The 19,674-nt window shown below is 42.9% G+C and carries 16 protein-coding genes; 9 read left to right on the top strand and 7 right to left on the bottom strand.

All coding sequences use genetic code 11. The annotated features are described in order from the left end of the window. The first annotated feature begins 21 nt into the window (after nucleotides 1-21). The 5 genes from NE473_RS12005 to NE473_RS11985 are packed head-to-tail and all read left to right on the top strand — an operon-like array spanning nucleotide 22 to nucleotide 8,266. Nucleotides 22-1,902 (top strand): putative glycosyltransferase family protein, encoded by a 1,881-nt coding sequence (locus tag NE473_RS12005; protein WP_022031741.1) that lies wholly within the window; start codon nucleotides 22-24, stop codon nucleotides 1,900-1,902. Between the two features lie 18 nt (nucleotides 1,903-1,920). Beyond that, a complete protein-coding gene (locus NE473_RS12000) occupies nucleotides 1,921-3,321 on the top strand; it encodes a hypothetical protein (RefSeq protein WP_055650396.1) in 1,401 nt (466 codons plus the stop codon). A gap of 25 nt (nucleotides 3,322-3,346) precedes the next feature. Further along, nucleotides 3,347-5,701, top strand: coding sequence for a glycosyltransferase family protein (locus tag NE473_RS11995; protein ID WP_055650397.1), 2,355 nt, complete (start codon nucleotides 3,347-3,349; stop codon nucleotides 5,699-5,701). Nucleotides 5,702-5,722: 21 nt separating this feature from the next. Further along, nucleotides 5,723-7,303, top strand: coding sequence for a DUF6056 family protein (locus NE473_RS11990; RefSeq protein WP_055650398.1), 1,581 nt, complete (start codon nucleotides 5,723-5,725; stop codon nucleotides 7,301-7,303). 18 nt (nucleotides 7,304-7,321) lie between these two features. After that, nucleotides 7,322-8,266: a glycosyltransferase family 2 protein gene (locus NE473_RS11985; protein ID WP_055650399.1), complete on the top strand. Its 945-nt coding sequence runs from the start codon at nucleotides 7,322-7,324 to the stop codon at nucleotides 8,264-8,266. Nucleotides 8,267-8,358: 92 nt separating this feature from the next. Here the strand turns inward: NE473_RS11985 and NE473_RS11980 are convergent, their stop codons facing one another. Beyond that, nucleotides 8,359-9,504, bottom strand: a complete 1,146-nt coding sequence (locus NE473_RS11980; RefSeq protein WP_070102798.1) for a hypothetical protein — start codon at nucleotides 9,502-9,504, stop codon at nucleotides 8,359-8,361. 403 nt (nucleotides 9,505-9,907) lie between these two features. Here NE473_RS11980 and NE473_RS11975 point away from each other — a divergent pair, with 403 nt between their 5' ends. The 4 genes from NE473_RS11975 to NE473_RS11960 all read left to right on the top strand — a co-directional run bounded on the left by NE473_RS11975 (nucleotide 9,908) and on the right by NE473_RS11960 (nucleotide 12,828). After that, on the top strand, nucleotides 9,908-10,951 hold the full coding sequence (locus NE473_RS11975) for a M42 family metallopeptidase (protein WP_055650467.1): 1,044 nt from the start codon (nucleotides 9,908-9,910) through the stop codon (nucleotides 10,949-10,951). Nucleotides 10,952-11,018: 67 nt separating this feature from the next. Beyond that, a complete protein-coding gene (locus tag NE473_RS11970) occupies nucleotides 11,019-11,921 on the top strand; it encodes a DNA glycosylase AlkZ-like family protein (protein ID WP_256265263.1) in 903 nt (300 codons plus the stop codon). 5 nt (nucleotides 11,922-11,926) lie between these two features. After that, nucleotides 11,927-12,190, top strand: coding sequence for a DNA glycosylase AlkZ-like family protein (locus tag NE473_RS11965; RefSeq protein ID WP_256265265.1), 264 nt, complete (start codon nucleotides 11,927-11,929; stop codon nucleotides 12,188-12,190). 347 nt (nucleotides 12,191-12,537) lie between these two features. Further along, nucleotides 12,538-12,828 (top strand): hypothetical protein, encoded by a 291-nt coding sequence (locus NE473_RS11960; protein ID WP_055650400.1) that lies wholly within the window; start codon nucleotides 12,538-12,540, stop codon nucleotides 12,826-12,828. 375 nt (nucleotides 12,829-13,203) lie between these two features. Here the strand turns inward: NE473_RS11960 and NE473_RS11955 are convergent, their stop codons facing one another. The 6 genes from NE473_RS11955 to queA are packed head-to-tail and all read right to left on the bottom strand — an operon-like array spanning nucleotide 13,204 to nucleotide 19,647. Beyond that, complete coding sequence (locus tag NE473_RS11955) at nucleotides 13,204-14,397, bottom strand: winged helix-turn-helix domain-containing protein (protein WP_055650401.1); 1,194 nt, start codon at nucleotides 14,395-14,397, stop codon at nucleotides 13,204-13,206. A gap of 6 nt (nucleotides 14,398-14,403) precedes the next feature. Then, the gene (locus NE473_RS11950) at nucleotides 14,404-15,627 is read right to left on the bottom strand and encodes a tetratricopeptide repeat protein (protein ID WP_055650402.1); all 1,224 of its coding nucleotides are present in this window, start codon (nucleotides 15,625-15,627) and stop codon (nucleotides 14,404-14,406) included. A 7-nt stretch (nucleotides 15,628-15,634) separates the two neighbouring features. After that, on the bottom strand, nucleotides 15,635-16,951 hold the full coding sequence (locus tag NE473_RS11945; protein WP_055650403.1) for an aminotransferase family protein: 1,317 nt from the start codon (nucleotides 16,949-16,951) through the stop codon (nucleotides 15,635-15,637). After that, the gene (locus tag NE473_RS11940; RefSeq protein WP_055650404.1) at nucleotides 16,941-18,185 is read right to left on the bottom strand and encodes an MFS transporter; all 1,245 of its coding nucleotides are present in this window, start codon (nucleotides 18,183-18,185) and stop codon (nucleotides 16,941-16,943) included. The genes NE473_RS11945 and NE473_RS11940 overlap by 11 nt, the downstream gene beginning before the upstream one ends. Beyond that, on the bottom strand, nucleotides 18,157-18,579 hold the full coding sequence (locus tag NE473_RS11935) for an RpiB/LacA/LacB family sugar-phosphate isomerase (RefSeq protein ID WP_055650405.1): 423 nt from the start codon (nucleotides 18,577-18,579) through the stop codon (nucleotides 18,157-18,159). Before NE473_RS11935 ends, NE473_RS11940 begins: the two co-directional genes overlap by 29 nt. Nucleotides 18,580-18,621: 42 nt before the next feature. After that, the gene (gene queA / locus NE473_RS11930; protein WP_055650406.1) at nucleotides 18,622-19,647 is read right to left on the bottom strand and encodes a tRNA preQ1(34) S-adenosylmethionine ribosyltransferase-isomerase QueA; all 1,026 of its coding nucleotides are present in this window, start codon (nucleotides 19,645-19,647) and stop codon (nucleotides 18,622-18,624) included. Between the last annotated feature and the right edge of the window lie 27 nt (nucleotides 19,648-19,674).

The raw sequence follows: 19,674 nt of genomic DNA, 5'->3' as shown, positions 1-19,674 counted from the left end.
CGGGACAGATTGGAGACAGCTATGACAGAAAAGCACTTTATGGATGGAATCGGTAAATGGAAGGACGAGATCATTGCCGCAGGACTGCTTATGGCATTTGCCTTCTTCATAAACAGAGGAATTGAAATAAAGGGGCTTTATATGGATGACCTCTATCTCTGGTCCTGTTACGGGGAGCAGACCTTCGGGCAGTTTATTTTCCCCTTGGGGAGCACGCGGTTCCGATTCCTGTATTATCTGGCCGCATGGCTGGAGCTGGCTGTAATTGGAAATCACATCGGCTGGTTTGTACCCGTTAATATTATCTTAAACGGCTGTATCGCCTATTCAGTATACCGGTTTGGAAAACGGTTGTCGAGAAGTTATCTGATGGGGCTTGGATGCGGCTTCCTATATCTCTTATCCAGAATGTCCTACTACCAGATCGGACAGGTGTACGGGCTGATGGAGAGTCTGGCCCTGTGGGCTGCGCTTGGGATACTCTACTGTCTGCTTCGTTACGTCGATGAGAAGGGGGACGGCAGGAAGTATCTGATCCGGTCGTGTGTGCTTTATTTTGCTGTGTGTTTTATCCATGAGCGTTATCTGGCACTGCTTCCCCTTATATATCTGGCGCTTCTGTATAAAAAAGGGAAAAAGAAGGCAGGCTGGTTTCTTCCTGCCGGAGTATTTGCAGTGGTTATGGCGATTCGTGTGCTGACGACCGGTGGTGTGGCTCCGGCGGGCACGGGGGGGACGAATGTCGCTGATACCTTCAATATCATGACTTCCCTGCGCTATGCGGTTGACCAGGTTCTGTATATCTTCGGCGTGAATGCCGGACCCGGTCATTTAAGCGGCGCAAGCTGGGCAGAGTCTCCTTCGTGGATTCATGTCCAGATCATAGCGGCAGATCTGGCACTTCTGGTGCTTGTGATACTGGCTGTCATCCGGTTGATCCGGGATAAGGAAGGCAGACGGAAGGCTCTGCGCGATATCAGCCTGTTTCTCGTATTTATCGCCCTCTGTATCGGTGCTTCCAGCGTTACCATCCGTGTGGAGACCAGATGGATCTATGTATCCATGACGGCCGCGTATCTGCTGGCCGCCTGTTTATACGGGATGATTACGGCAAAGCCGGAACACGGCAAAGTCGTTGATATCAAACGGGAAGTGCGAAAGGCAGCCGACAAAAAGGCGGGACGCCAGAGTGCAGTTCTCTGCGGCGGGCTCTTTCTGGTCTACATCATAATCATGGCTCCGGTGGAGAATTATTACCGGGGACAGTATCACAACCTTTATTTCTGGGCTGACCAGCAGCGGTATAATTCGCTGGCGGAAGAGACGTATGAGAAATATGGAGATGATATCTTCGGCAGAAAGATCTATATTATAGGGAATTCATATCAGATGAGTGATTTTACGGCCAGAACCTTCTTCAAGGAGTTTGACCGTGACAGGAAGGCGGAGGGAACGGAAGTTTATTTCATCGATTCGATCCATGATATCGGCCTGATCACCAATAATATGCTGGTTCTTAAAGAAGATCCGGCTCATAACGCATTTCAGGATGTCACTGATTTTGTCCGTAATTTAAAGTGTGAGGCGGTCTACGGATATTACCGGGACGGCTGGATGGACGAGAGTGCAGAGGTTCGGATTATGACGGGATCCAGTGGTGTGATCAAATTAGAGATTTATTACCCGGGAGCGTTGACGGGGTCAGAGATCTCCACGATTTCCCTGAATGGAGAGCCGGTCAGGGATCTGGTCATCAATCAGAATACCATGAAGCTGGAGCTTGAGGCGGAACCCAATCAGATCGCCAGTCTCCGGTTTGATAATAATTTCTATTTAAAGGATGCGGGAGAGCAAAGAGGGGAGAAGCGATTCTCCATGATTGTGAACTTTACGGCAGACTAATAACTGGAAAGGAACTCTATGAAACGCAGATACTATTTATCCATTCTTCCGCTGGCCGGTATCCTGTTCTGTATGTGGTATATCCACATTGCGGCTTCCGATGTGATCTATTCAGACTATATCAGGCTGGTAAACAGTTATCTTCCGGATGTGTGGAATCCGGCAAAGTTCTTTGTGCCGGACGTACTTACAAGGATTCCGGTAAATTACCTGGCCCGCATCATCAATGTGGAATTTTTCGGATTTAATACCATGTTTGACCGGGTGCTCGGTGTTCTGGCGCTGGGCCTGTCAGGCTTTATTCTGGGGAAATACTGTCAGTTAAGGAAGGTAAGGACCGTCTGGTTCGCCATCCTGATGGTGCTGATGTTCAGTCTGAATAAATGGGAGATGCTGATCAATGGAAGCGGCTGGGCGCATTTTCTGGCCTTCGCCGGATTCTATTACCACTATCTCGTCATGGACAGGCTGTGGACGGGGGATGAAAGGCCGGGAGACAGAAAGCTTCTGGCAATCCTTCCATTTGCCATCACAATCCTGACGGCCGGTCCGTACTGTGCCATCTATTCTGTGGCAGTCATGATGGCCTATGGATTTATGACGATTCTGGATTACAGAAAAACGAAACGGTTTGAGAGGACTTACCTTCTCTATGCGCTGTGTACATTAGCGGCGCTTCTGCTTTACATATGGAGCAATTCGCTTACGGTGGAGGACCATGCGGCTGCAGCCGAGGTGGGGCTGTTCACTCAGCTTACTCAGACCCCGGGATTTTTTGTCCGTTTTATTCTGATTTCTTTTTCATCCATGGTCGTTGGAATCGAGGAGGCCATTGCCGCATTTAAGGGAAATATCGTCCCGTTTGCAGTTCTGGGACTTCTTGTGATAGCGGCTTACTTATATGCACTGTATTTGAATTTCCGGTACCGTCTGTATGAAAAGTCAATGGTGCCGCTTATACTGATTGTATCGGGGGGACTGAACCATGTGCTGATACTCCTGTCACGGTGGATTTTTCTGGTTGATGACTATGGCGCCAGCTCCAGATACGCCCTGCAGTTTCAGGCAGGCATATTTGGCATTATCCTGACCTTTGCACTGTGCCGCAATGAAATGGTGACGAACAAAAAAGCGCGGGAAAAATACCGTCGGTTCTCTGCTGTGGCCGTCGTCTTCTGCCTGCTGTTTCTGGCCGGTAATGTGTATACGACGTACCATGAACTGAAGAAGGCGCCGGATCGGAAAGAAACCTTCGAAAAACGGGCACAGATGGCACTGGACTATGAAGAGATGACGGATGACGAATTGAGAGCGGAGTTTGAATACCGGACAACCCGTCCGGAAAGCGGCGGCCAGATCCGGGACGCGCTGACCATATTAAAAGACAACGGCTGGGGTGTCTTTCGGGACCGGAAATAAACATGTTACTGAGGTGGTGAAACGGATGGAACGGACTCATAAATCTCCCCGCGGAAGGAAGTCAGGCGGCTCTTTGCAGAGCAGAGGGCTGGTTTTGCTTCTGTGGGTATGTGCTTTGGGCGCGATTGCATATTCCGCGGACCAGGTGTTCGTAAAAGGAATCCTGTCCTGGCACAGGCAGCAGAAAGAATATTACAATATGATGGCAGAAGTGATTGCTCTCTTCTGTGTTTTTACTGTCCTGTATGGACTCATAAGAAGCCGGATTTTAAAGGCGGCCGGGACCATTTTAGTTCTGTCCGTCTTTTTCTGGGGGCATATGGTGTTTCTTCCGGTGGTGACGGCAGGCATCTACCTGATCTACCTGATTCTGTTGGGAGAATTTTTTTGCAGAGATATTTTAAAGCTGAAGGAGTCCGATGGAACTGCTGTTTATTTTCTGGGCGGCTCTCTTCTTGTAATTCTGATCTTCTGTCTGATGTCGGCTGTGGGAATCGGCGCTATCGGAGATTTACAGATTTTTGTCATAGCCAGCGGTATCCTTCTGATTCTCCGGCTGTGTATGCGGCGTGGGAAAGAAAATAGAGGTTTGTCGGCATGGAGCAGCCGGAAGGCCGGGCAAAAGAGGGAAAACAGTCCCTGGCTGACGGCGCTCTGTATTGCGTTTATCGTGACCATGTTCTGCATTCAGGCCGGGCGTATGAATATTGCTCTCGATTTTGACAGTCTCTGGTATGGCGTCCGATCCCGGTATGTGCTTGATAACGGGAATGGGATTTATGAAAATATGGGGACGATCGGAATCGTCTATACGTATTCAAAGGGCTGGGAAGTGATGACGCTTCCCCTTGCCAATCTGCCCTCATACAGCTTCCTGCTTGCTTTTAATCTGTGGCTGACGGCGGGCGTCATCTTTATGGCTTACCAGGCTGCCCGTTTCTATATGGGAAAAGGCCACTCGATCATGTTTGCTGCTCTTTTAGCCGGTGTGCCGGGAATCATGAATATGGCCATTACCACCAAGACAGATATTGCTACGCTTCTCTTCCAGGAAATCATGATTTTTTATCTTCTTAAGTATTTGAAGGAGGGCAGAAGGGAGTGGAGATATCTGGCATACGGGTTCGCCTCTTTCTTTCTGACATGGACACTGAAGCCGACGGCTCTCGTATTTTCCACAGCCATCCTTGGTATGAGCCTGCTGTTTCTGGTGTGGAAACGCCTGCTTCCGTCGGGAGGCGGGAAAGGAAAAGCGGGACAGGCAGGTGGAAAAGGGAATGCGGGACAGACGGGCGCGCTGGGGCTTTTTCTGTTATCACTTCTGGCACTTGCAGGAATCTGGGCCAGAACTGTAATGATCACAGGACTGCCGGTGACCTCGGTATTCTCCTCCATTCTTACGAAGCTGGGGCTGGAGATGAAATATCCCTTCAATGTCAATAAAATTCCTAACAGCGGAGCGGAGCTGCCTTTTGGCGAACAGCTTGTGAATTTTATCAGGCGGGCATTCGGCTTCCTGCTCCGGCCTCTGGGCGTGGATATGGACCATGTGATTCTTGCCTGGGGTGGATTTCTGCTCTTTATTGTGCTGCTTTTGTGGATATTCAGTTTGTTTTACAGAAAAAATGTGGAAAATGACAGGGAGAGGCTGCTTTCGTCCTGGCTGAACGTGGTATTTATTCCCTTTCTGATTGTCTGCGTAGTCAGTCTCTATATGCTGGTTCAGGTGGATGGGAATTACTTTATGCTGCTTTACGTCCTGGCTGCGCTTTATGTGATGCGGCTCGTAGTCCGGATCTCGGACAAGGCGGTTAGAAACGGGCTATGCGGTATCCTGGTTCCTGTGATGTGTTTCTGCGCTGTGGTGTCCTCCCTGACAAACTGGAGCTGGGTTGTGGGATTTTCACCGGTATCCTGGAAGCATCACGGGTATTACGACCATCAGGAGGCGAAGCACCAGGAAATGGTTGAAAAAGGAAACGGACAGATCTGGGATATTCTGGCGGAAGACCCTGAAAACCGTCTGATCGCGGTGGGAGATCATCCCGGAGTACTGGGATTCCCCTGCAATGCCCAGTCGTACGATGATATTACCGGTTCCTGGGGAAATGTGGTTCTGGTGAAAACCATGGATAATTTCGTGGAGTTTATGGACTATGCGAAGACGGATTATGTTTACACAGAAGCCGGATACATGGAGGAGGAGCAGCGGTGTTACAGCCTTGTTCGCACGCTCATTGAATATGGCAAGCTGATTCCCATCTGTTATGAGGAAGGGAATATGCTGGCGCGGGTGGATATCGACGGAGAATATACGGAAACCAGTCGGGCGGCATTGACAGAATTTGACAAATGTTATATAAAGAAGAATGTGGATTAGGCGGAAAGGTTGGAGTTGGAAATGAAGAAAGAAGTTAAAATAGGAATCGGACTGGTATTTCTGGCGTTTTACGTGTTTCTGATCATGCAGTTCGGCAAAGTATTCGTGTATTATGATGACTTCGGATACTTATCGCTCAGCTATGGGAATACGGTGCCGGATGTGATTGGTTCCAACTATACGTTATCCCAGCTGCTTTCATTTATGGGGAAACATTACTTCTATTCGAATGGAAGGCTGTTTTACTTATTCCTGTTCAGCTTTTTAAATATGACTGGCGGACTGGCTGCGGTCCAGGCCTTTATGGCAACCAGCGTTCTGGCGATTCTGCTTCTGGTCCATTACGTGGTCATGCGCCATAGTAAGCCTGCGGGCTGGCGCCCGGTGTTTCTGGCGGCTTTTATCTGTCTGCTCTACGGGACCATTGGAATTCTGATTCAGCGTCTGGGAACGTACTGGTATGCGGCCAGCTTTCTGTATGTAGTACCTGCAGTCACATTTCTGGTCCTGGCAGTTCTTTATTATGAGACAATCGGGGAAGAACCAAAGACCTGGAAAAAGGCGGCCTGCATCGTGCTGGCGTTCTTTGCCGCGTTTTCTCAGGAAGAGTGGCTGGTGGCTGTGATCGGTTATATCTGTATGGTGATTGCCTGGAAGACTTTGAAGAAGTACCGTGTCCGCGCTTACGATTTCGGAACGCTGGCGGCGGCTGTGGCCGGAGCGCTCCCGATCCTGACATCACCGGCGGTTAAGATGCGTATGGACAACAACAGCGAGTTTTCCAATCTGCCGTTTATTCAGAAGGTACTGACCAACTTAAGAAATTTAATGAATCTGTTTTTTTCTTCTGATAACCAGAATTATCTGGCAGTGCTGTTGATGGCTCTGATGTGCCTGGGAGCCTATATGATATGGAAGCGTATGAAATATACTGTCTTGAATATCGGGTATCTGGCCTTCTCAGCGGCGGTCACCGTGTACCTGTTTCTAAAGCTGAACCGCCATGTCCTGGGGTCGGGCGGTCATTCCCAGGTGATGATATGGGTCCTGTTTCTCTATCTCCTTGTGACGGCGGTGCAGGTAATCCGTATTCTGTATGACAGAAACCAGATTTTGATGGGAATGATATTCTTATCAGCGATTCTGACGCTGGCCTGCCTCGTGGTGGTGCCGGAGCTTCCCCAGCGGGTGCTGCTTCCGTTTATCTATCTGTCTTACACGCTGTTCGGGTACTTATTCTGTCTGATTCTGCTGGAACGGAAAAGTGCCGTATGGGGGATTGCCGGACTTATTATAGTGGCGGCTGTCAGTATTCCAAACCTTAAGAATATTTACCGGGGCTACAGCATCAACTATGAAGTGCTTATGTACAACGATGGAGTGATCAGGGATGCGGCGGCACGAATCCGTGATGGCGGGGAGGAGATAAAGAAATTAACGCTTTATCAGAATCCGGATCGTTTGTGCAGCTGCGAGATGGTTTACGATGAAAATTTTAAGTATATGATATACTGGATGGATGAGTATTACGATCTTCCGTCCGAAGTGGAACTTGAATATGAGCCAATCACTGATCTGGGTGCATGGCGGCAAACACACTGATTTAAAGGAGTATAAACTGTGGAGAGAAAATTATCGGTCGTCGTATCCTGCTATAATGAGGAGCTGGCACTGCGCCAGTTTTATGCGGAGACGGCGAAGGTGCTGAAAAGCTTAAGCTGGGATTACGAACTTATTTTCGTCAATGACGGAAGCCAGGACGGCAGCATCGGGATCTTAAAGGAACTGGCAGCTGGGGATGAGAAGGTGAAGGTGGTGGATTTTTCCCGTAATTTCGGCCACGAAGCCGCCATGATTGCGGGGATGGACTACAGCAGCGGTGACGGTATCGTCTGCATGGACGCAGATCTTCAGCATCCGCCGGAATGCCTGCCTGGAATTATTGCAAAACTGGATGAGGGGTATGATGTCATCAACATGGTCCGCACGAAAAATGAGTCCGCGGGCTGGTTTAAGAACTTTGCCGGAGCCGCGTTTTACCGTCTGATAAATATTCTCTCAGATGTGAAATTTGAACCCAATGCATCTGATTTCTTTGCGGTCTCGAAGAAGGCGGCAAAGGTGCTCAAGACGAATTACCGTGAAAAAGTCCGGTTTCTCCGGGGCTATGTGCAGAATATCGGATTTAAGCGGACAACCATCGAATACGAGGCCAGAAACCGGGTGGCAGGGGAAAGCAAGTACAGTATTAAGAAGCTGATTACATTCTCCATGAATACGATCATGTGCTTTTCTAATCTGCCTCTGAAGCTGGGAATCTATGCCGGAGGTTTCGCGGGTGTTCTGGGAATTATTATGATGATATATACAATCTGGAGCTGGGCAGAGGTTGGAACGCCCAGTGGTTATGCGACCACGATTGTGCTGATCTGCTTCATGTTTGCGATTCTCTTCCTTATAGTCGGTATTATCGGGAATTATATTGCGATTCTGTTTGCGGAATTAAAGGACAGGCCGATTTATATTGTGGGAGAGACGAAGAACTTTACAGATGACGAAGAATAACAGGGCATAGTGCTGACAAATCGTAGTGTAGAAAGGCTGACGGGAAATGGAATTTCTCTGTCAGCCTTTTTGATCATTGGGGGAAGATAAGGCTATCGCGTTATTGATTTTTCTTTTTCCAGGTAAGCGGCCGCCTTTCCATGATCCAGAGAAAAATATTTCTGCAGTTTCTGGATAATTCGTTCTTCTGGAACATGTTCTTCTAAGTTTTCCATAATGATGGCCCGGATACCCTGTGCCAGTCCTTCTGCCAGTCCTTCTTCCCTGCTGTATTCTTTCTCGCTGGCGATATGCAGTTCCTTGTCGTTTTCTGCAAGTAATTTTTCCAGTTCATCTGGCATACATAACTGATGTGCTTTGCAGGCTTTAAGATGTTCCAGGGCTTCTTCATAACTCAGTGAAAAATATGTCTGCAGTTTCAGGATAATCTGGTTCTCCGGACTGCCTTGTCTGAAACTATCTGTAATGATGGCCCGGATACCCTGTGCCAGTCCTTCTGCCAGTCCTTCTTCCCTGCTGTATTCTTTCTCGCTGGCGATATGCAGTTCTTCATCGTATTCTGTAAGTATCACTTCACACACCTCCGATCTGTGGACCGACAGAAATTCCGCAAGAATATCATGTTTGATACAGTAATTTACCGCGCGTTCTACTGCCACTTCCAAAGAAAACGCATTTTTCAGTTCGTCCCGCACCCGGCCTGTAAATTTGGCGTAATCTCTCAGCTTTTTGCACTGCCTCATCAGTTCCTTACTGTGTCCGCGATTAATGTTAATCACGGTGGCGTTCAGTTCGATGCACGCCGAAAGCTTCGGGTTTGTCCGGTAAAAGGACTGAGACAGAGAAAGGATTGACCGCTCGGGTCTGTTCTCGGGGCCGTTGTAGAACACGACGTACTGTGGGAGCGGAAGCATGAGACGGCGGCTGCCATAGATGTTAAAATGCTTTTTTGCGATATACTTGCGGTATTCATCTGAAAAATAGAAGAGACCCCGCAGCGGCATATTAGGGCTCCATGTACTCTGGTGTTCCCAAAGGCTTAAGACCTCATCAACGATGAACGCAGCGTCATTCTTGAGCCCCATATAAATGACATCGTCCAGCGTTACGATCTCCAGCTCCTCCGGATCACTGTACGAAGATCCATTCATGGCGTTGTAAAGTTCCAGTAAGTCCTTTTTTTCACTGAATACCATGCGGAATAATCTGTCTTTGTACTTTTTGTTGATTTTTATCAAGTATCATACCTCCATTATACATAAAATCGTGGTAAAATTCAATAGCTACACAAAAAACTGACATGACTGAAGGCAGATCATCCCTTTTCTGTAAATAAGACGTATCATAACTTTTCAATGGAACTTTTGGCAGAAATGCCTTAGATGATTAAAGAAGTTTGACCGGTTCAAGATCCGTAAATTACGACGATACCGTGCAGACCGAATCTGTTTTTTCATTCTAACATACTTCTTTAACGGTTGCAACCGCCATTTGAATTTGCTACAATGTGAGAAGTAATGCAGGATCATGCAGTATCAGGACGCCAGCCCTGCCGTACAGGGGATCGAGACTTCAGTCTGGGGTAAAGCTGTAGCAGCTGGCTGTGTGAATAAAAATGTGAGAAGAGCGAGGATAGTTAAGATGACATGTGATAAAACAGATACAATGAATTATGTGGTCTCTTTTTTGGAAAAACTGGTAAATACTCCGAGCCCCAGCGGCTTTACGGATGAAGTGATGGCTCTGGTGGAAAAGGAAGCGGCCGGTTTTGGTTTCCGGTCCCATTACAGCAGGAAAGGCGGTCTCATCATCGAGGTGCCGGGAAATACGGAGGTGGTTCTGGGGCTTTCCGCCCATGTGGATACGCTGGGGGCTATGGTTCGTTCCATCAGCTCTGAGGGGATGCTGCGCATCGTTCCGGTGGGCGGATTTATGATGGAGAGCATTGAGGGAATGTACTGTAAAGTGCATACCAGAACAGGCAAAGTGTATACCGGTACGATTCTGACGAAGGAACCGTCTGTTCATACGTATGATGATGCAAAAACCCTGGAGAGAAAACCGAAGAACATGGAAGTTCGCCTGGATGAGAGAGTAAGTAGTGAAGACGATGTCAAAGCGCTGGATATCTCCGCCGGTGATTATATCAGCTTTGATCCGATGTTTGTCTATACAGAAAACGGATTTATCAAGTCACGCCATCTCGATGATAAGGCTTCCGTGGCTGTGCTGATGGGAGTTTTAAAGGAGTTGGAGGAATCCGGTGTGAAGCCGGAGCGCACACTTAAGATTGTAATCAGCAATTATGAGGAAGTTGGCTTCGGCGCAAGCTGGATTCCGGAAGATATCGAGGAATTTATCGCCGTAGACATGGGAGCGCTGGGGGATGATCTGGCCGGGGATGAATACCGGGTATCCATCTGCGCGCTGGATTCTTCCGGACCATATGATTACAAGATGACAAGCCGTCTGATTGAGATTGCAAAGGAGCGGGAGATCGGGTATGCCGTGGATATTTTCCCGCATTATGGCTCTGACGTGGGAGCGGCTCTGCGCGGCGGTCACAATATCCGGGGCGCACTGATTGGACAGGGGGTACATGCGTCACATGGAACGGAGCGGACGCATGTGGAAGGGCTGGAGCAGACGCTTCGGTTGATTGAGGGATATCTTGGACTGAAGTAGTACAGTCTTGTTCAATTGCTGCGTTATTCATGCAGTGCTGTACCAGGATGACAGACAGGGAGGCAGAATGGAGACAGTTAAATTAACCAGAGAGCAGGCAAGACGTTTCTTGCTGCGGAGACATGGCCTTTTGGGCGGATACCAGTTTGAAGGAAAACGGGGAATCCTGGAGTTTGTAAAACAGGTGGGCTGCATCCAATTCGATCCGGTTAACGTATGCGGGAGGAGCCCGGAGCTGGTGCTGTTGTCCCGGGTAAGGGGCTTTACGAAGCAGATGCTTCATGAGCTTCTGTATCAGGACAGGCAGCTGATTGATTACTTCGATAAGAACCTTTCCATTTTTGCAACGGAAGACTGGCCTTATTTTGAGTGTTATCGGGAACAGCACCGGCAGTGGGAGCGGAGCCATGCCGATATCGAGACGGTAAGTGAACAGGTGAAAGGGATTATCGCAGAGCAGGGAGCGGTCTGTTCCGCTGACTTAGACATGCCGGGAAAGGTACACTGGTACTGGAGTGATACAAAGCTGTCCAGGGCGGCGCTGGAGCATTTATATTTTACCGGTGACCTGGCGGTTCATCACAAGAAGGGGACGGTAAAATATTACGATCTGATCAGCCGCTGTGTCCCGGAGGAGCTTTTAATGCAAAAAGATCCGCTGCCGGATGAACGGGAACACCAGAAATGGCGTGTTCTGCGGAGAATCCGTTCCGTCGGCCTTTTATGGAATCGACCGTCGGATGCCTGGCTGAACATTTTAAACTTAAATGCTGCAGGACGCCGGTCTGCTTTTGAAAGCCTATTGAAAGAAAATGCCATCGTTCCTGTTTTGATAGAAGGGATTACGGAACCTTTCTATATGGCAAGTGAAGACCGGGAGCTGGCAGATGAGTGCGGATCGGGGAAAAACTGGAAAAAAAGGTGTGAGTTTCTGGCCCCGCTTGATAATCTGCTGTGGGATAAAATTTGATTCGTATGATCTTTGATTTCGATTACAAATGGGAGATTTATACCCCGGCGGAGAAACGGAAATACGGCCATTATGTACTGCCTGTATTATATGGCGACCGTCTGATCGGCAGAATCGAAGCGTCGTACGATCGGAAGGAGCAGCAGCTGAATGTGAAAAACATCTGGTATGAGCCGGGAGTCAGAAGGACGGAGGGAATGCAGCAGGCATTGAGCGCTGCAGTGAACCGGCTGGCTGAATTTAACCGGGGGGCGGAAGTGATTGCCTGAAAAGTAGTCCGCTTCCGGTTATACGAATCATAAGCAGACCATGGAAGAATTTTTAAGAGTCTTTACCTTTCTGCCGCCGTAAATATATTTGCGATTCAGAATCACCTATAGTATAATTAGATTCGTAAATAAATATCGATGGTTCCTATAATGGCACTTATGAGAAGCGTTTTTTCTCATAGGTGCTTTTTTGGTCACATCTGGTTCCATCAGGTCTACAATTTTTTGAAATTTACCATAAAATCCGGTTAATTTTCCGTACGTTGATAAACATAAGTGCCATTATAGGAAAAATATTCAATAATGGTGTTTTTATTAAACGTTTCGTGTGAAAGGAGCTTCTCAAAATGACCGAAAAAGTATGTTTTACCACTCTGGAAACAGATGAAAAGTTAAATTATCTTTATGATGAGATGAGAGGATTGGCAAAGAGGCAGGACCAGATGATGGGGGATTTGGAATACATAGGAAAGCAGCTCAGAAGGGTAGAGATTATTCAGGATGACAATATTGCGGACAGCATTGCGGCTATGGTATCGAATATCGCGGACATATCAAAAAAGATGGACAATTTCATTAACATGGAAGCTGCCCTTAATACAATAAAGTCAGATGTGAAGATCATAAAAGAGCTTTAGCGTGTGCCCCAAAATGCGGGGCCGGCTATTTGCCGGCCCGCTCCAGGTCTTTCTGAAATACGTTAAGATCCTGTCCCTTTAAAGCTCGTTCCAAAAGCTGGGGAACCAGCACTCGCGTTCGGCGCTGTGGCTGCGATCTGTTGTTCGATCAGATGCTTCATGATGCGGTTCTCCTTCTTTAAAATTATGATATCAATTTATCTGATAAAAGTATATCATAGATAAAATTTTTAAGCAAAAAATCTCTGAAGGCACCTGACGGGTCTCCAGAGATTTCTATGTAATGTTGATTCAAAAGTACCAGGTTAACAACAGGTCTGTTTTTGAACTAACGTTATTGTAACAAATGATGGATTAGAACCATTTTTCAGTCCGTTATATTGGGAAAGTTCTAATACTCTTACATTCATTAAAAAAGGCAAATTTTAATAAAGCTTCGTTAAAATACTCTTTCAAAATGGAGGAGGAGTGAGAAATACCTGCTTCATACCAGATATTATTAAAGTTGAGTATTTTTCTTTTTTTATCAACGATAAGTTCAATGCGACCTATAAAATTATTACCATAAATGATTGGTAAAACGTAGTAACCAAATTTTCTGATGGCTGCAGGGATATATATTTCCCATTTATAATCAAAATTAAATATGGCTTGTATAAGTTTTCTATCCCAAAGAAGATTATCAAGAGGGGCAATGAATTCACAACGTCTATTTAGTTCTTTACCATGCGATATACTATTAAGCAGATTTAATTCATCGACACAGCAATATAATATATCTTTTATGCCATCTACCAGGACCTCGGCAATGACGTTCTCCTCCAACAATTGTCTAAAAATGTTGTTTCTTATATGTGAGTTAAGTCCCCCTATATTAAGCCATGCGTCTGAAGAACGATTCCATAAAAGACCAATAGAACGAATTCTTCTTAACATACGCCATTTCTGATGTTTAAATTCATCGTCAAAAGGATCTTTTATATTCAAAAACTCATGATTAATATATTTTGAGGCTAAATCATAATATTTTCGATTCCCATCTTTATGATGAATAATTAAAGTACCCATTGAATATAATTGTTCCAATACTGCTCTGGACATATTATTACTATTGCTCCAGTGAATAGAGGATTCCCAAGAGATATTCCCTTCAAATTTCAAATCCTTTGAACAAATTGCACCGTTTTTTTCTATAAAAGAAACCGTTGTTTTCATTAATGGTTCCATTTCTGGATAGCGTGCAGCATTAAATTGAGCAGCTATCCGGTAGCGTGCAAAATAGGGCCAATCTTCAGTAAGTATAATAGATAAGTTTTTGTCAGGATAATCAATCAAAATCCGATCTGAATATAACAGTTCATAAAGTATATCTTTGTTAAAATCTTTTATTCTTGACTGACAAACTAAGTCCGCATTTTTTCCACAGATATCAATAGGATCATATTGGATACAGCCGGCTTGATGAATAAAATCAAGTACTCCTTGTTTTCCGGTAAATATATAGTCTCCAATAAGTCCCTGCCTTGATAATAAAAACTCTCTGGCCTGCCGATTGGTAAGCTTGATCATAACAACTTACGACCCTTTCATATTAAGTCTTAATGGTTTTAAAATATTTGCTTTTTTATCTTTATCCCATGTTCTGTTTAGTCCGTTATTAACTGCTTTTAGGACTTTAGGATTATTGATACTAGAATATATACAAGCTAAACCCAGTAGAGCCTGATAAGATATTACATTCTTTTTTACTGCTTTTAGCAAATAATATATAGCCTTATCATAATTATTTGTATAAAAATATATTAATCCTAAATTACAATTTACATTCACATTATTAGGATGCATATTCAATTGTTCTTTAAGTAATGATTTAGCGCAATCGAATTGACCTAACTCTATAAGTAAGGTAGCATAATCATTTGCTACGTTAAGATGATTTTTTACTAGCATATAGGATTTATCGTAATTGTAGAATGCACGTTTAAAATCATTGTTTTGGCGTAATAATTTAGCCAATATAAAATATAGACTTGGAAAGGTCAGTCCCTTTTTTTCTAGAATAATTAGTTCGTCGATACATTCGCGGGAGTTATTCGGCATGGTATTTATTTTGTATTGGATGTCGAAAAAATTATTTAACGATGAAGGATATTTTAAATTGGATTGTTGTACATATTGTATGTTGTTTTGGTACTTAGATATATATTTCCAAAAATCATTTTTCGTTTTTTTATTAATATAACCGCCCTGATACGATAAAGAAATATAGATATCTGAGATTCCACTTTTTTCAGCAGCATTTAGAATATAATCAATTTGCGGATTAATAGGCAGGTTATTATAAAAGTAATCCAAATCTACTGTTAAAATATATTCATTAGGATCAATAATGGAATTAAAGTTAAATTCCTCTCCGGGTAATTCCCATCTTAATCCGTATGATGAAAAAGTCAAATTATTTTTTTGATAACGTGAATAAACAGAATCACTATTATTTATACCTCCCCTCTGTGAAAAAAAAGCATACGAAATTTTATCACGGACAACTGGATTATTAAAATCTTTTCGACACCAAATAATGTGATTAATTATATTTAATTTCCCCATTACATTTACAAAATCACTTAAACTATAATTTCCTTCACTTAAATAACAAATAGTATCAGTTTCTATGAGAGGATTATAATTATTACAGTAGGTTATATCTGCATCTGGATGTGCATCATATAATAGTAGAGTTTTATTTTTCAGCCCTTTATCAATTAAAATTTGAAGTATTTCACAATGACGTTCAAACAAATAAAGATTAATAATAATCTTCCTTTCTTATTTGAGAGAGTGCACAATCTATTCGCCAACAAAGGTCTTCAATTTCACGATGGGTGATAATAAACGGAGGACCTAAATTAATTTGATTTCCGACACGAGTTGCAACACCATGATTAAGCAAACTTAATTTTATATCATCTGCAAACAATGATGGCATTCTTTCTTTAGTCTCTTTGTTTCTTACTAATTCTATTGTGCCCAGAAGGCCAAATGTTCTTATTTCACCTACAAAACTATATTTAGATATTGTTTCTTCAAGTAGCTGTTTTAAATATATACCTTTTTCAAAAACTGATTCAACTAATTTTTCATCTTCCAGTATCGTAAGATTTTTTAGTGCGGCTGCACAGCTAACAGGATGTGCGGAATAGGTATATCCATGAATGAAACCAGGTGTGAAAAGGCGTTCATAAATTGTGTTGGATACAGTTAGGGCAGATAATGGGGCATATCCACCAGTAAGCCCTTTGCCTAATACAATAATATCTGCATCAATATCCCACTGTTCGTAGCCAAACCATCTGCCAGTTCTTCCAAAACCAGTAATTATTTCATCTAGTATAATAAAAATATTATTTTTGTGACAAAGCTTTGTGACCTCTTCCCAATATTTTCGAGGGGGGATCGCGGTACCTGCTGACATGGAAATCGGTTCAGCTATAAAAGCAGCAATTGTGTCAGCTCCTTCTTCTTGAATAATTTTTTTCATCTCATTAATGCAATAAAGATCACACGTTCCTGTTACGTTATTTTTATGAACACATTTATAGCAATACGGATGAGGTGTATATCGAGCTCCCGGCACACCTTTTCCAAATGGATACCTCCAACCAGTTATACCAGTAAAGGTCATTGCTCCAAAGGTCGCTCCATGGTAAGAATGCTGGCGGCTTAATATTTTGTTTTTTTTATAATTTCCTTCCATAAAATAGAATTGTTTTACAGCTTTCACGGCACTTTCAATACTTTCTGATCCACCACATGCAAAAAGACAATTTGTAATTTTCTCTGGTAACATTTGAATGATTTTTTCTGCTAATTTCTGAGCGGGTTCATTCACATATCCCTCTTGTAAAATATATCCCAATCGTATTGCTTGTTCTTGCATGGCATTAGCGATTTCTTTACGACCATGCCCGGTATTAACTACCCATGCTCCTGACATTGCATCAAAATATTGCTTGCCGTTTGTATCGTACAGAAATATCCCATCTCCATAAGCAATATTAAGAGGGCCTATTCTGCTTAGTAAATCACCACTTATGCCTGCACTCCAAAGTGCGTTATCCTTCATAGCTATCGTCCTTTACAAGTCTGTTAGTATTTTTCAATATAATTATTCCTGTCACTATAGTAATAAATGCACTTATCTCGACTACATAACCAACATACAAAAAATCTGTTAGCAGTGGGCCGCCTATTGATCCCAGCAAATAGCCTATAGTGCCAATAGAGCTAATTATACTAATACATTTTCCCAGATACTTTTCTTCCGGTAATGTCTGTTCTAATGTTTCTTCAATTGTATTGGAAAACCCATAACCAGTCGCATATATACATAAAGCTACTATTATTAGAACTATGTTACTAATATTACCCATGATACATAAAGCAATTCCTCCCAAAAGATAGCCTAATCCCATTAATAGTATTTCTTTTCTTTTAGTTATCAGTAAATGCACGGCATAAGGGGCTAAAAGATATCCCAAAATGTTACCAATAGATATAATTGCTTCACTATATCCTACATAATGTTCTGGTAAATGCAAAGCTTCTGCTACGAATAGTATTTGTATTGAAGAAAAACTACCAAGTCCTAACCAAATTAAAGCTACAACAAATGCTAATACTAATAAATATTTATTGGTAATTAAATACTTCCAACCATCAAAAGTTTCTTTCAAAAAACCTGTCTGTATTTTGGGGAATTCTGGACCTTTATATATTAGATTATACTTTTTACGCTCAATAGGTAGAATAATTAGTAAAACGGAAATGCCAGCAAACAATAAACATATAGTTCCAAATATATTCAATAATATATATGCATTAGCAAAAATACTTCCTATTAAAACACTCGCAGTTATTGTTGTGATTTCCTCTATAACCATAATAACAGAGTTTACTTTTAGTAATGTTTTTTCGTTCAACATTATTGGTTTTACTACACTTTGGGCTGGTTTATAAAATGAATGAACCACCATATACAGAAAAACAATTATGTATAAGTCAACCGCGCGTTTGGCAAAAAGTAAAGAAAAGGCCAAAACAGCTTGTACAATCAGGCTAAAGCCTATTAAAACGCTTTTTTTTGTATTGTCTACTATTGTACCAGCAAAGATTCCAATAACAATAACCGGAATATTCTTAAGTGCCAATAATACTGCGATTCCTGCGCCAGATTGTGTAAATTGGAAAACAAGGATATTAGCAACAGTTGCAAATACACAATATCCCAGCATATAAAAGCCACGTGATATCGCTAAAGTATAAATTATTTTACTTTCCTTCGAACATTCGCAGTACATCAATAGCGATTCCTACCTCTCCATTCCCGTAAGGGGTTTCCAGCCAACTTTCTACGATTTTAATCATTTTTTCTTCATTCATTTCTTCGATAGGAATTATCAGTATATTAGCATGATTATAGAACTTTGCATATTGTGACATTAATGGCGAGGTACAAAGGGCCGCTCTGCATCCTTTCACCTTATTAGCTGCTATTGACATCCCTGTTCCTGATGAACACATTAAAACTGCTTCATGATATTCTTGTGCAGTAACTTTATATGCAACTTTTAATGCTACCGATGCCCAATTATTTTCTTTCATTATTTCGGTAGATATACTGCGATTTTCTAAATAGTCGCATAACTTTCTTACTAAGCTGCTTTCCTGATCAACACCAATAATATATTTCATAGTTAATCCTTCCTCATAAATACATTGTCCATTGTGACTAAATTATATTATGCATAGACTATCGCCATATTCTAAAAAGTGATATTTTCGTACTACAGCTTCGTTATAGGCTTGCATTATCAGTTCAGTCCCCCCAAAAGCACACGCCAGAATTAGTGTGGTGATTCCTGGACTTTGGAAATTAGTAATTAAGACATCGATTGCTTTAAATTTAAATCCTGGATATATATATGTCTTAGTCCAACCCGTACCCGGGTGAATTATGCCATTATCGTCGACAACAGTCTCTAATGTTCTCGTTACGGTCGTTCCTACACCAATAATTCTATGGCCATTTTTACGGGAAGAGTTAATTATTTTAGCAGCTTCCGGAGTAACATTATAATGTTCTTCATACATTTCATGCAACTCAATGTTGTCTATGGGTAAGCGATTATCCAGGCGGCCTACGTGCTGGGTTATTTCTACTATTACAACCCCTTTCTGCTTAAGCGTTTCAAACAGTTCATATGTAAAATGCATTCCTCCCGTGGGTGGTTGCAACGACCCTTTTTCCGCGGCATAAATAGTTTGATAATCTTCCTCATCTGTCATAGATTGTGGGAGATGCAATGGAATAAACAGTTTGCCATATTTATCCATTATTTCATCTATACTAGCGTCTTTAGAAGAAAATTCTATAATCCAACCGGTATCACACCAATTTCTTTTAATAACCTTGCCAACCATTTCATTATTACCAAAAATAATCTCGTCATTAGGTTTGATTTCTCGCAAAGTTTCTACTATGCAATCCCATGTATGAAAATCTTTTCGTGATACCATTTTTATTTGTATATTTCCGCCATCTTTTTTCTTTCCATTAAGGACGGCATGGATTACTCGGGTATTGTTAATTACTAATACATCACCTGAATCCAAAAAATCTGGTAAATCGTAGAAATGATAATTTGAAATGGATTTATCATTACGTCTGGTTATCATCAATCTGCTACAGTGACGGGGTTTAATCGGTTGTTGTGCAATAAGGTTTGCTGGCAGATTATAACGGAATTCATCTAATTTCATAACTGGTCTCCTTTAAAAAATCCATAG

Source organism: Hungatella sp. SL.1.14, assembly GCF_024460495.1.
In the GTDB taxonomy this organism is placed as follows: Bacteria; Bacillota; Clostridia; order Lachnospirales; family Lachnospiraceae; genus Hungatella; species Hungatella hathewayi.
Note: the sequence above shows the minus strand (reverse complement) of the source record. Positions and strands in the feature narration are given on the sequence as shown.

Coding starts and splice junctions, on each gene's coding strand:
- NE473_RS11965 (WP_256265265.1), top strand. CDS start 11,927: ATGATCTTTGATTTCGATTACAAATGGGAGATTTATACCCCGGCGGAG.
- queA (WP_055650406.1), bottom strand. CDS start 19,647: ATGAAATTAGATGAATTCCGTTATAATCTGCCAGCAAACCTTATTGCA.
- NE473_RS11935 (WP_055650405.1), bottom strand. CDS start 18,579: ATGAAATATATTATTGGTGTTGATCAGGAAAGCAGCTTAGTAAGAAAG.
- NE473_RS11955 (WP_055650401.1), bottom strand. CDS start 14,397: ATGATCAAGCTTACCAATCGGCAGGCCAGAGAGTTTTTATTATCAAGG.
- NE473_RS11995 (WP_055650397.1), top strand. CDS start 3,347: ATGGAACGGACTCATAAATCTCCCCGCGGAAGGAAGTCAGGCGGCTCT.
- NE473_RS11960 (WP_055650400.1), top strand. CDS start 12,538: ATGACCGAAAAAGTATGTTTTACCACTCTGGAAACAGATGAAAAGTTA.
- NE473_RS11990 (WP_055650398.1), top strand. CDS start 5,723: ATGAAGAAAGAAGTTAAAATAGGAATCGGACTGGTATTTCTGGCGTTT.
- NE473_RS11940 (WP_055650404.1), bottom strand. CDS start 18,185: ATGTACTGCGAATGTTCGAAGGAAAGTAAAATAATTTATACTTTAGCG.
- NE473_RS11975 (WP_055650467.1), top strand. CDS start 9,908: ATGACATGTGATAAAACAGATACAATGAATTATGTGGTCTCTTTTTTG.
- NE473_RS12005 (WP_022031741.1), top strand. CDS start 22: ATGACAGAAAAGCACTTTATGGATGGAATCGGTAAATGGAAGGACGAG.
- NE473_RS12000 (WP_055650396.1), top strand. CDS start 1,921: ATGAAACGCAGATACTATTTATCCATTCTTCCGCTGGCCGGTATCCTG.
- NE473_RS11945 (WP_055650403.1), bottom strand. CDS start 16,951: ATGAAGGATAACGCACTTTGGAGTGCAGGCATAAGTGGTGATTTACTA.
- NE473_RS11970 (WP_256265263.1), top strand. CDS start 11,019: ATGGAGACAGTTAAATTAACCAGAGAGCAGGCAAGACGTTTCTTGCTG.